Origin of the sequence: Oceanobacillus sp. Castelsardo (assembly GCF_001659985.1) — a bacterium.
Classification (GTDB): Bacteria; Bacillota; Bacilli; order Bacillales; family Amphibacillaceae; genus Oceanobacillus.
The window spans coordinates 223,814-236,741 of sequence record NZ_LYCS01000001.1 but is presented as its reverse complement, the minus strand read 5'-3'; the positions used below and the strand labels follow the sequence as shown (position 1 = coordinate 236,741).

Here is a 12,928-nt window from a genome sequence, read left to right as displayed (position 1 = left end):
TAGCCATAGCGCCCTTATCCTTTCCAAAACAGTTGTTATCCAATCATATTCCACGTGAAATAGTGGAATACTTTGGTTATGAAGCTTGTTTAGGAGGATTTTTATGGATAAACTAAAAAAGGAAAGTAGTCAGTTAGAAAAAATAAGTCCGTTTGAATTAAAAGACAAACTTATTGATCTCGCTAAAGGAAAAAAGAGAATAACGAGAACGATGTTAGATGCAGGTCGCGGTAATCCGAACTGGATTGCAGCAACACCTCGAGAAGCGTTCTTTGCATTAGGACAATTTGCGATTACCGAATCAAGAAGAGTTTGGAATGATGGTGATTTGGCCGGCATGCCAAATCGTGTTGGTATTGCAGAACGGTTCTATACATATGTGAAGGGAAATCAGCAGGTTCCAGGAATACAATTACTAAAGGAAATCATTGACTACGGAATTACAACGAAACAATTTGAACCTGATTCATGGGTTTATGAACTAGTAGATGGAATTATTGGTGATAACTATCCTAATCCAGACCGAATGCTTGTAAGAACGGAACAAGTTGTGTATGATTTTTTATTTAAAGAGTTAGGTGGTGGGGATAGATCGTGCGGTCCATTTGATTTATTCGCGGTGGAAGGGGCAACAGCGGCGATGTGCTATATTTTTGGAACGTTATACAAAAATCATTTACTACCAAAAGGGTCTAAAATAGCGGTGATGGTTCCTATTTTTCCACCATATATTGAGATTCCGGAACTACCTAACAATGATTATGAACTTGTTAAAATAGAGGCAATGGATATAGATGATGAAGGACAACATACATGGCAATACCCAGATGAGGAATTAGAAAAGTTAAAGGATAAAGATATTAAAGCACTTTTCCTAGCTAATCCGAGTAATCCACCATCTGTTTCAATTAAAAAGGAATCTGTCGAACAAATTATACGAATCGTCAAACAAGATAATCCAGATCTTATGATTATTTCCGATGATGTGTACGGCACCTTTGTGGAAGGCTTTCGTTCTTTAATGGTAGATTTACCTTTTAATACGATTGGTGTGTATTCATTTTCCAAATATTTTGGTGTGACGGGTTGGCGTTTAGGTACAATCGCTATAAACCAAACGAATGTCTTTGATAAATTAATCAAAGAATTACCCGACGAAGAGATAGACGTTCTAAATAAACGGTATGCTTCTCTTACAAGAAATCCGAAAACCCTTAAATTTATAGATCGCATGGTAGCAGATAGTAGAGATGTTGCGATGAACCATACAGCCGGTCTATCCACCCCGCAGCAAGTACAAATGGCATTGTTTTCTATTTTTTCCTTGCTTGATTCGAATAATAAGTACAAAGATAAAACAAATGACATTCTAGAACGGCGAATGAATTTATTATATGAAGGTCTAGGATTACCGAGGAAACCTTTACCAAATAACGCGGATTATTATACAGAAATTGACTTGGAAATTTGGTGCAATCATCAATATGAAGAAGGATTCACGGATTACTTAAAAAAGAATTATAAACCGATTGATATTTTATACCGACTAGCCGAAAAGTCATCGATTGTATTACTAAGTGGGGAAGGGTTTTTAGCACCAGAATGGTCCATTCGTGTATCTCTTGCCAATCTAAATGATGACGCCTATTCACATATAGGCCAAGAACTTAAAAATGTACTAGATGATTATGTAAAAGAATGGAAAAAAGGAAAAGGGTAATATGTAAAGAAGGGATAGGAATTCAACTCTTATCCCTTTTTTATTATGCTAGAGCCAATATAGCATGAAATGAACTTGTTATGTTAAATTTAACTTAATTTATTGAAATAGGAGTAATTCATACATGGAAAAAATCATGATTGTTGAAGATGATATGAAAATTGCAGAATACCTAAGTATGTATATAGAAAAGTACGGATATGAAGTGATAATTGCTAAAGACTTTGAAAATATAATGGCTACATTCCGTGATGTTGAACCAAATCTTCTTTTACTAGATATTAATTTACCTAGTTATGACGGATATTATTGGTGTAGGCAAATTCGGAAAGAGTCTATTTGCCCCGTTATATTTATTTCTGCTCGTACAGGAGAGATGGACCAAGTAATGGCAATCGAAAATGGTGGAGATGATTTTATTACGAAGCCTTTTCATCCCGATATTGTCATGGCGAAAATACGAAGTCAAATGCGACGCGCATACGGGGAATATGCGACAAACTATAAAGAGAGGGTAATTATCCAAGGGGACTTAACGTTATATCCGGAACGACTTGAAATTCAATTTAGAAATAAAGTCGCATCATTAACAAAGAATGAAACTGATATTATTGAAAGTCTGTTGGAACGCTATCCTCGTGTTGCTGGTCGGCAAGATTTATTGGCGAAGCTTTGGGATGATCAAGCATATGTTGATGAAAATACGCTGAATGTTAATATTGCTCGCGTTCGGAAAAAGTTTCAAGAATTAGGAATGAATGATGCTATAGAAACCGTTAGAGGAGCAGGATACCGTCTACGTATTACATGGGAAGAGGAGAAAGCATGAGCTTATTTATTCGTGAGCATTTTTTACTCATTGTGATGCATCTTATCCAGGCTATCATGGTACCGATACTGTTTTTGTTAGATGGTTATAGGGGGGTAAGTGTCAGTATTTATGCTGTTTTTTTATCCCTCGTATTCTTAACTACATTTCTTGCCTACCGCTATATTAGTAGAAAAAAATTCTATCAAAGGTTACAGAATCCAATAGAATCACTGGATCAATCTCTTGAGACTACCGAACAAGCACCAATATCAGAAGCGCTTAATCAGTTACTTGTCACTCAGTACCGTTTATATCAAGAGGAGCTTCAAAAGGCAGAAGACAGACAGGATGAGCATTTGTTATTTATGGATCGATGGGTACATCAAATGAAGACACCCCTTTCTGTGATTGAACTAACGGCACAAACATTAGATGAACCAGAATCGTCTAGCATTCGGGAGGAAACGGAGCGGATGCGTAATGGGTTGAATACCGTGCTTTATATGGCAAGACTTCGTACAATTACAGAAGATTTTCATATTAAGCCAGTCCTCCTATCCAAATTAATACATGAAGTGAATCAAGAAAACAAACGCTTTTACATTCGTAATGAAGTGTATCCACAATTGAAGGAAGAAAAGGCAGAAATAAAAGTGGCAACCGATGAGAAGTGGCTTTTCTTTCTATTGACGCAACTGATACATAATGCTGTTAAATATTCTACTGGAAAAACCAAACAACTTTCCCTGTCTGTTTATGAACGTGCAGGGGAAGCAGTAATTGAAGTTAAAGATTTTGGTATTGGTATCCCGGTTGTGGATCAAAAGCGTGTGTTCCATAAATTTTTTACTGGGGAAAACGGGCGAAAAAATCGGGAATCAACAGGTATGGGGCTTTATTTAGTAAAAGAAGTTGCTGAAAGGCTAGAGCACTCCATTGAACTGGAATCCACGGTTGGTGTAGGGACGACCGTACGAATTGTTTTTTCAAAGACACAAAACCTTACAGAAATGTAAGATTCATGAAAGCATAATCGATGGTTTACCGTATAACTCCTAGGCTATACTTAATATAGAAGCATTTAGAAGAGGAGAATAATTATGCTGAAACTAACAAATGTAAGTAAGGTTTACGAAGGGAAAGTAGCTTATCGTGCCCTTACTGATATCAATTTAGAAATAGAAAAAGGCGAATTTGTCGCTATTATGGGTCCGTCTGGTAGTGGGAAAACGACATTACTAAATCTTATTTCCACAAACGATGCACCGTCTACTGGGGAAGTTGAAATCGAAGGAACCAATCCACATAGGCTTAAGAAAAATGATTTAGCCAAATTCCGTAGAAATGAACTAGGATTTATCTTTCAGGATTTTAATTTACTCCATACATTGACTGTCGAAGAAAATATAGTACTACCTCTTACATTAGAGGGTACACATGTTAAAGAAATGAAGGAAAAGGCACATAAAATTGCAGAATACCTTGGGATTGCATCCATTATGAACAAGCGTACGTACGAAATATCTGGAGGCCAAGCACAACGAGTAGCCATTGCAAGGGCAATGATTCATGAGCCTAGATTACTGTTAGCTGATGAGCCAACTGGGAACCTAGATTCGAAAGCATCAAAGGATGTTATGAAAATGCTTGTGTCCATCAATGAAAAGGAAAAAATGAGCTTATTAATGGTAACCCATGATCCACAAGCGGCAAGTTATTCCGATCGAGTTATTTTTATCCGTGATGGTAAGCTCCATTCCGAAATTCATCGAGGAGAGAGTAGACAAGCATTCTTTCAGAAAATAATTGACATGCTCTCGTTGATGGGAGGCGATGGCAATGACTTTTCGTCAGTTCGCGTTTAATAATGTGTTACGAAACAAACGATTGTACATTGCATATTTTCTAAGTAGCATGTTTACGGTGATGGTATTCTTCACCTTTGCTATTTTTGCGTTCCATCCGGCGTTTTCAAGTGGTTCCATCAATCAGAATGCTTTATTTGGTATGGGGGTTGCTGGAGGAATTATCTATGTATTTTCCTTCTTTTTTGTCCTTTATTCGATGAGTTCTTTTTTACAATCGAGAAAGAAGGAATTTGGCCTATTAATGATGCTTGGGGCCTCTGATAGGCAAATTCGTCTGATGGTATTTCTAGAAAATATTTTAATTGGATTAATGGCTACTATCGGCGGAATCCTGATGGGCTTAGTATTTGCCAAAGCTATTCTATTAATTGCGGAAAATGTGTTAATTATCAGTGAGTCACTTGATTTTTATTTTCCTACACTTGCCATTGTTGTAACGTTTATTAGCTTTATATTTCTATTTTTTTGTATATCGCTTTTTGTTTCGTTTATTCTTCGTACGAATAAACTTATCGATTTAATTAAAGGGGATAAACAGCCGAAAAAAGAACCGAAAGCTTCTGTTATTCTATCTGTTTTTGCAGCAATCCTACTTATTGCTGGTTATGCAACTGCGCTCATTGTTAAGGGTGTTTTAGTCGTTTATGCTATGATACCAGTTATTGTTGTTGTAACACTTGGAACATATCTGTTATTTACACAATTAAGTGTCTATATGATCCGTCGATTGAAAAATAATAAATCTTTCTTTTGGCGGAAAACAAATATGCTGCTGTTCTCGGATTTATCTTTTCGGATGAAAGATAACGCAAGAACGTTTTTCATGGTAGCCATTATATCAACGGTTGCCTTTAGTGCAATTGGCACATTATATGGATTTCAATCCTACCTTACAAAAGGAATTAAAGACGTTAATCCGTATGATATTACGTATTCCCCGTGGGCAGATGATAGCAAGGATACTATCGAAAGCGACATTCGTACAGTCAATGCTATTTTAAATGAAGAAAACATTGATGCGAAAATGGAACAGGTAGAATTGAGTTATTTTGACTCATCCGTACGGGATAACGGAGTGTTGATTGCGAGAGCCTCTGATTATAATCGTTTTGCCACATTAACCGGTGATAAAAAGCTTAATCCAAACGATAAGGATGCAATTGTAGTGGAACAGAGCGATGCACTCCTACCTGAAGGTCCTAAAGCAAGTGAAGCTTTGATGAAGTCTAACGTCGAATTAGCTAACGGAAAAGAAATCCAACCGAGCACCGTCGTAGAATCTGAGGTATTACCGGAACTAAATGGGTACTATGTTGTAAATGATAAAGTCTACGGACAGCTTGGTTCACCAGTAAACACTAATTTGAGTGTTGTATGGAAAACGAAAGATATGAATACAGATCAATTAATTGAAGCAGGTAAAAAGCTAGATGAACAAGTGACGCATAAAGCATTTTCTGTTGATTATACGCTTTTTCAAATTAATAAAGCGTATGGACCAATATTATTCATTGGTTTGTTTATTGGTATTGTGTTCTTCGTCTCTGCAGGAAGCTTTCTTTATTTCCGATTATTTACCGATTTAGATGAAGAAAAGCGCAAGTTCCGTTCTATTGCCAAAATTGGTTTGACACAGTCTGAGTTGAAGAAAGTAGTGAACCGACAAATTGCCCTGTTGTTTTTCTCACCAATTGTTGTTGCATTAGTTCATGGTGCTGTTGCACTTACAGCTCTATCCCATTTATTTAATTACAATTTAACGATAGAAGCATCAATCGTATTAGGTGGTTTTGCCTTTATTCAACTTATTTATTTCTTCATTGTCCGATTTTTCTATGTAAAACAAGTGAATAAGGCGATCTACTAATAAAGTGAGTTTAGAAATTTAAAAAGCACCTGCAAAACATTGATATAACAATGTTTGTAGGTGCTTTTAATTTAACTATCTTTATCTCCATTTTCAATTTGAATAACAATTTTTCCTTTAGCATGATGAGTTTCACTTAGAACATGTGCTTCCGTTATGCCCTTAGCAGAAAAAGGAAACTGGTGTCCTATGATAACTTTTACTTTGCCTTGCTCTAAAAGTTCAGCAATCTCTGCTAATTGTTTACCATTTGGATTGAGCCAAACTAGACCAGATTTAATGTTTTTCTGATTAGCCTTTTCTTTACTAGGTTCGGAAACAATAGATGCTAATTTTCCACCATTTTTTAGGACGGTAAAACTTTTCACTTGATTCTCTCCGCCAAGGGAATCTAGAACAAAGTCAAAGTCCCTTAAGACCGTTTCAAAATCTTCTTTTTTGTAATCAATTACTTCATCTGCACCAAGGGATTTTAAAAATTCAACATTATGTGTACCTGCTGTTGTTACAACATAGGCACCAACATTTTTGGCAAATTGAATAGCAAATGAACCTACACCGCCCGCACCAGCATGAATAAGCACTTTATCTCCACTTTTTACTTGGCCAAAGTCGAATAAACATTGCCATGCAGTTAATCCTGCAAGTGGTACGCAGGCTGCATCTTCAAAACTTACATTATCGGGAATCCTAGCAAGCAGATGAGAATCGACAACGGTGTATTCAGCATACGTTCCTCTGTTTGTTGTTTCCGGTCGAGCAAATACTCTATCTCCTACTTTGAACTCCGTTATATTTTTCCCTACTTCGTCTACCACTCCTGCGGCATCCCAACCTAAGATAATGGGAAAGTCAAAAGGAAGACTTGATTTTAAATAACCTTCTCGAAGTTTCCAGTCGATTGGGTTAATCGATGTAGCATGTAATTTAACAACAACCTGATTATCTCCAGGGGATGGCTTTTCTAATTCTCTTTCCTTTAATTGTTCTTTCCCACCATACTGGTCAATGACAATTGCTTTCATGTTTATCACCCTTATTTCATTAAAATACTTTTTTCTATTTTTAATCTCTAGCAAGAAGTTATTATTTCCTAAATGCTATTATAATATGCCATTTGCTTAATTGCTTTTATTTTGACTTAAGGTTATTGTGTTGCTTTCTCCCTAAATTAACACACTGTGCCGCATCATTTATAGTGAAGCATTGCCATTTGTTGTAAAATAGACGTACGATAAGCCGTCTAAATACTATAAAGGTGTAATGTGATGGCTATGCCCGAATTTGTTTTAGTATTTTTGAGAGGTGTTTATGTTGGAATTAAGACAATTAGTATATTTTATTGAGGTAGCCAAGCACAAAAATATAACGAAAGCTTCAGAAGAAATGCATATTTCCCAGCCTGCTTTAAGCAAGTCTATGATTGCTTTAGAAGATGAGCTAGGTACACCATTAATGATCCGTACGAATAAAGCCATTGAATTAACAGATGCAGGAGAAGTTTTATTAAAATACGCCATGAAAATGACGAACGTATTGGATGAAATGTATCAGTCGATAAGTGATTTAACAAATCTTTCTAGAGGACAGATTAACATTGGGCTTCCACCCTTTATCGGAAGTTTATTTTTTCCAAAGGTATTGGCCAAATTTCATCATACTTATCCTAATATCAAACTAGATATCACTGAATATGGCGGTGCTAGAGTGGTCAAAAGTGTTGAAGAAGGGGAAATAGAGCTTGGGGTAGCGGTACAGCCTTTAGATGAACAAGTGTTCCATGTTTACCCAATAGTGAAAGAGGAAATGAAGTTGGTCGTCCATAAGGATCATCCACTTGCATTAAAAAAGGAAGTGCACATAAAGGATTTAAGGAATGAAGAATTTATTTTTTATCATGAGGAATTTGCTTTAAATGAAATTATTCGCAACCACTTCTTGATAAAGGCTGGTTACGAACCCAAAATTCTCTTTAAAAGTACTCAGTGGGACTTAATGTCTGAGATGGTTGAGGCCAATCTAGGGGTGACTATTTTGCCTCAGTCGATTTGTAATCGCCTATACGCTAAGGATATTAAAATAATTAGTCTTAAACCAACTATCATGTGGAAATTGGCTGTTATTACCAAGAAGGGCCGCTATATTTCCAATGCAGGAAGAGCATTCATTGATTTTATTTTGAAGGAACCATTATAACTAAAAGTTATGAAAGATATTCTAGATATGTATTTCACAAATGGGATATATGGGAGTAATATGATTCTTAGTTTACATGAACTTATTAGAAAACTTGGGGTTCGCTTTAGGTTGGGCGAATGCCATAGTTGTACTTATGCAGACGGGAAAGATTTTTATGCTTTCCTACCTGCGAAAGGAAGGCTGTCATCCATGTTGAAATTAGGAATCGTTATTTTACAAGTGTGTTTTTTACATGTTTTTCTTTTTTTAGGAATGGCACTTAAACATATTTTCCCATTGCCAATCCCCGCTTCTATGTTTGGACTGTTCTTATTGTTTTTAGCTCTCTACTGTAACATAATTAAACTAGAGTGGGTGGAACAAGGTGCCAAGTGGTTAATGGCGGAGCTGTTATTATTCTTTATCCCTTCTGCTGTAGGGATTGTCAATTATGAACAAATTATAAGTATACAAGGATTTGAAATTGTCATCTTAATCGCCATTAGCACAATGATTGTTATGGGGATGACTGCTATAACTGCAGAAAGAATATCGGTAAGGAAACGAAGTGAACGGCATTGATGATGATTGTATTTACTATTTTAACGTATTTTCTTTATTTATTTTCTAAAAAGGTTTATGGCAAAATAGCAGTTCCTGTTTTTCACCCGTTATTACTAGCCCCAATATTATTAATCGTGTTGACTAGCATCATGCATGTATCTGCCAATCAGTATTTAGAGGATACGAAATGGCTAACACACCTGCTCGGTCCTGCTACAATTGCTTTTGCTGTACCTATATATAAACACTTCTCGATTATTAAAAAATATATAGGTACCATTCTAATTAGCATTACGACCGGAACGCTTGTAGCGATTTTTTCAACCTATTTATTATCAAAATTATTTCATTTGAATTCTGATTTTTTAATTTCGATTCTTCCCAGATCAATTACCACTCCTATAGCCATAGAGGTATCAAAGGAAATTGGCGGTTTACCGACGTTAACGACGGTTTTTGTTATTATAACAGGTGTTATGGGTGGAGTTGTAGGTCCAAGTGTTCTTAGATGGCTATCTATTAAAACACCGATTGCAAAGGGTTTAGCATTAGGAATGGGGGCACATGGTGTCGGTACTAATAAAGCGATGGAATATGGAAAACAGGAAGAAGTATTTTCTTCTATTGCGATGATTTTTGCAGCTATGATTACGCTGGGTTGGGGCACCTTGTTCATTCTCTTTATCTAGGAAGTTAGCTTATGGTATTTTAGAATAATTGCTAACTTCAATTGAGTAAACAAAATAAATATCAACGATCTATACTCGGGATCAGTTCTCTACCGTGCTAACATTTAAGCAGGGTGGAGGGGCTGATCTTTTTTTCATAAAAGTTACCGTTTGGTCATATTTGAGTGAAATGTGAATATTTTATTACGTGTTAGAAATAAAAACAGCCACTCCTTCTTGGGTTTTTTAGAGGATTTATTTTAATCCAAAAGCTGGTAAATTAAATGATGTAAGTCTTAAGGGCTTGGGAGGTAATGAAATGAATGATGATTTTATTGTAATGGCAAAAAAAGGCAGGATGGTCATGCTGGCTGTTTTTTGTCTCGTTTTTGTTGCGTTAGGCATGTTGATTTTAGTCGTTCCGTTTAATGAACCAACATGGCCCACAGTGATAGGGATTCTTATTATTGTGGTGTTCGGACTTTGTTTTCTTTATTATGTTAAATTACTCATCAATTGGGAGCCGGCTGTAATTGTTACGCAAGAAGGGATTATAGATCAGTCGAGCTATATCAAAGCGGGTCTTATCAGATGGGAGGAAATAGAAGCGATTGACTTTCTAAATTTTTCAGGTCAAGTGTATCTTGGCATTTTTACTTATGATCGTGAATTGATCATTAAACGGTCAAGCGGAGTGAAGAAATGGTTTAATCGATTAAACTTCCAACACAAGTCAACATCCCCGTTAATAATTTAGCTTGTTCTGTGGATGAACTTGTAAATGCCATTGATGAACGTTGGCAAACTGCGATGAAGGAGGAATTTTGACTTAATGCGCTAAACTTTTTCTAGAAATTTATTCCTAAATTTCAAAAAAGAACTAGCCTGTCTATAGATGGGCTAATCTTTTAATATTGACTGGAGGTATAACGGATCAGATGTTTTTTTAAAGAAAACCGAAAATCAATGAGCAAACCATTACAGAACTAGTGCACAAATTGGAAACGATGTATAAGGATAAGTATATAGAAGAATTGACGAATATGTTTCATCCGAACCATCGCGATATTTCTTTTATAAATCACTTTACCTTGATGATGAATTTTCAAATTTACAATATTACATCGGAAATTCTCCACCTTGAAATATTGAATATGAATGAGGAGGAGGCAACGTTTACCTATACCCGAAAGCATATGTATATCTGTGTAAATGAACAAGGTGAAAACGGCACTAATCCGAATAATATATCAAGCTACTATGTAAATATTAAGGTAGAAGCTAAGGATATATAGTGATATCCTGTTGCTTGAGGAGCATTTTTCCCTTATTGAGATAAAATCCGAGGGAAATTCAGGATTGCAGCATGAATTGATCTTGAGCATGCTTGCCAAAGACGGGTTCTTTATGGTCCGTTTCCTAAAAAGTCGCAACGCCCCCATTGAGGAGGAGTTACGCAAGCGTCTGATTGAACAGATGAAGGACGCTGCGATAAAATTAGATGTTTCAGTTTGATTGGCGAGTTTATTTCAATAGTAGAGACGAATTCGCCTAATAACAAAAGCCATGTATCAATACTATCCCTGTTGCTGTTGTGATATTAATGAAATTAGCAGTAATGATATTATAGTCAAGATACGATTTAAGTCGTATCTTGGCTTTTTTCTGTATCCTTCTGTCCATCTCTTATGGACGGTATGTTATCCAAAAATAATTTTAAGGAAATTCAAATTGATTCACTATGTGAAATCTAATAGATTCAGATTCAAAAATAAAATGTTATGTTATAAGGTGATTTTTAAATACTAGTCATTAAGAGAAAGTGATGATTAAATGGTTAAATATTCGAATAAAAAGCATAAGCCTTGGAAAATGCTAGTCTATTTATTTTTAATTCAACTTTTTATCGCATTTGTGGCTAGAAGTATTGCACCTTTAGGGATAGTAATAGGGGAAGATTTGCAATTGACGATGGCTGAAATTGGAATGTTTCCAGCGGCATTATTTTTAGGGCAATCGTTAGTGTCGATGCCGGCCGGTATGCTGACAGACAAAGTTGGTTCACGTAGAATGATATTGTATATCACGTTGATTTTAAGTGGTAGCTTCTTTGTAATGTCTTTTGCGTCTTCTTTTGTACTCATTATGATGATGATTGTCATTTCTGGCATTGCCTATGGAGCGTCCCATCCAACGACTAATCGAGGTATAGTCTATTGGTTTAAAGCGAATGAAAGAGGAACTGCAATGGGTTTCAAGCAAATGGGGGTAACGTTAGGCTCTGCATCTGCTGCACTCCTTCTATTACCTTTAGCTAGTCATCTAGGTTGGCAAATCGCTGTGTTAGTAGCTTCATTAAGTTTGTTAATTATCGGGCTAATTATTTATTTGGTATATCATGAACCAGAACAACACACCTATCCATCTTCTGGAAAAGGAAAATCAGCAAACATACTAAGTCTACTACGCAATAAGGGACTCATGCTTGTGACATTTAGTGCCATGCTTTTAAGTGGATCGCAAATGATACTCAATACGTTTATCGTTTTGTTCGCTCACGAACGTTTGGAGATAAGCCTCGTTTTATCCGGAGTATTGTTAGGCGTAGCGGAGGTTGGGGGCTCATTAGGTAGACTGTGCTGGGGGATCATTAGCGATAGGTTTTTTGCAGGGAAAAGAGTGGTAGTATTATTACTCATTTCGATTTTAGTAGCTATCCAATCAGTTATCACTTCCTTATTACCTGTGGGCACTTCTTTCTATGTTGTAGCTATTGTTGTGTTTATCTTTGGTTTAGGTACTTCGGGGTTTAATGGTGTCTGGATGAATGCTACAACCGAAATGGTTCAAAAATCATCGTCAGGAATAGCAACTGGTGTTAGCATTACTTTTGGCTCATGGGGTGCTATCCTTTTCCCACCTATTTTTGGATCCATTGTCGATTGGACTGATTCCTTTTCATTCGGCTGGATATTTGTCATGTTTTTGATGATTATGTCGATTATTTCCCTCTCTTTCGTTAAAAAACTAACTAAAGAACCTGAACAATCTTAACTTAATGAAACAGTTTTACCAGTATGATAGTCTTGATTTCCTATTTTATTATTATGAAGTTTCACTATTTTAAATTTGATGTTTGCCAAGACATAGTATCTAGGGTATATTAATTGAAGAATATTTAGATAATTATGAAATGTAAGCGTTTGATATATGTTGCTCTCTGGAGGTGATTGTCGTCACATAGGCCTAGTT

Annotated in this window: 11 protein-coding genes; 10 read left to right on the top strand and 1 reads right to left on the bottom strand. The window is 36.1% G+C overall.

Annotated features, from left to right (window positions below):
- The first annotated feature begins 103 nt into the window (after positions 1 to 103).
- The 5 genes from aspD to A9178_RS01235 all read left to right on the top strand — a co-directional run bounded on the left by aspD (position 104) and on the right by A9178_RS01235 (position 6,266).
- On the top strand, positions 104 to 1,720 hold the full coding sequence (gene aspD / locus A9178_RS01255) for an aspartate 4-decarboxylase (RefSeq protein ID WP_068672103.1): 1,617 nt from the start codon (positions 104 to 106) through the stop codon (positions 1,718 to 1,720).
- Positions 1,721 to 1,844: 124 nt separating this feature from the next.
- Positions 1,845 to 2,549 (top strand): response regulator transcription factor, encoded by a 705-nt coding sequence (locus A9178_RS01250; protein ID WP_068672102.1) that lies wholly within the window; start codon positions 1,845 to 1,847, stop codon positions 2,547 to 2,549.
- Entirely contained in the window at positions 2,546 to 3,547 is a 1,002-nt protein-coding gene (locus A9178_RS01245; RefSeq protein ID WP_068672101.1) for a sensor histidine kinase, read from the top strand. The genes A9178_RS01250 and A9178_RS01245 overlap by 4 nt, the downstream gene beginning before the upstream one ends.
- Positions 3,548 to 3,631: 84 nt before the next feature.
- Positions 3,632 to 4,396, top strand: a complete 765-nt coding sequence (locus A9178_RS01240; RefSeq protein WP_068672100.1) for an ABC transporter ATP-binding protein — start codon at positions 3,632 to 3,634, stop codon at positions 4,394 to 4,396.
- Positions 4,371 to 6,266 carry an ABC transporter permease gene (locus A9178_RS01235; protein ID WP_068672099.1) on the top strand — a complete coding sequence of 632 codons (1,896 nt, stop codon included), beginning with the start codon at positions 4,371 to 4,373 and terminating at the stop codon, positions 6,264 to 6,266. The genes A9178_RS01240 and A9178_RS01235 overlap by 26 nt, the downstream gene beginning before the upstream one ends.
- 71 nt (positions 6,267 to 6,337) lie before the next feature.
- On the opposite strand, the gene A9178_RS01230 is transcribed toward A9178_RS01235, so the two are convergent.
- Positions 6,338 to 7,291: an NADP-dependent oxidoreductase gene (locus A9178_RS01230; RefSeq protein ID WP_068672098.1), complete on the bottom strand. Its 954-nt coding sequence runs from the start codon at positions 7,289 to 7,291 to the stop codon at positions 6,338 to 6,340.
- A 289-nt stretch (positions 7,292 to 7,580) separates the two neighbouring features.
- Between A9178_RS01230 and A9178_RS01225 the strand changes: the two genes are divergently transcribed.
- From A9178_RS01225 to A9178_RS01195, 5 genes are all read left to right on the top strand, one after another.
- Entirely contained in the window at positions 7,581 to 8,462 is an 882-nt protein-coding gene (locus A9178_RS01225) for a LysR family transcriptional regulator (RefSeq protein WP_068672664.1), read from the top strand.
- Between the two features lie 192 nt (positions 8,463 to 8,654).
- Positions 8,655 to 9,026 carry a CidA/LrgA family protein gene (locus tag A9178_RS01220; RefSeq protein ID WP_369801928.1) on the top strand — a complete coding sequence of 124 codons (372 nt, stop codon included), beginning with the start codon at positions 8,655 to 8,657 and terminating at the stop codon, positions 9,024 to 9,026.
- A complete protein-coding gene (locus A9178_RS01215; protein WP_068672097.1) occupies positions 9,026 to 9,697 on the top strand; it encodes an LrgB family protein in 672 nt (223 codons plus the stop codon). The genes A9178_RS01220 and A9178_RS01215 overlap by 1 nt, the downstream gene beginning before the upstream one ends.
- A 298-nt stretch (positions 9,698 to 9,995) precedes the next feature.
- Positions 9,996 to 10,433: an STM3941 family protein gene (locus A9178_RS01210; protein WP_082918043.1), complete on the top strand. Its 438-nt coding sequence runs from the start codon at positions 9,996 to 9,998 to the stop codon at positions 10,431 to 10,433.
- A gap of 1,076 nt (positions 10,434 to 11,509) precedes the next feature.
- A complete protein-coding gene (locus A9178_RS01195; RefSeq protein ID WP_068672094.1) occupies positions 11,510 to 12,730 on the top strand; it encodes an MFS transporter in 1,221 nt (406 codons plus the stop codon).
- Positions 12,731 to 12,928: the final 198 nt, after the last annotated feature.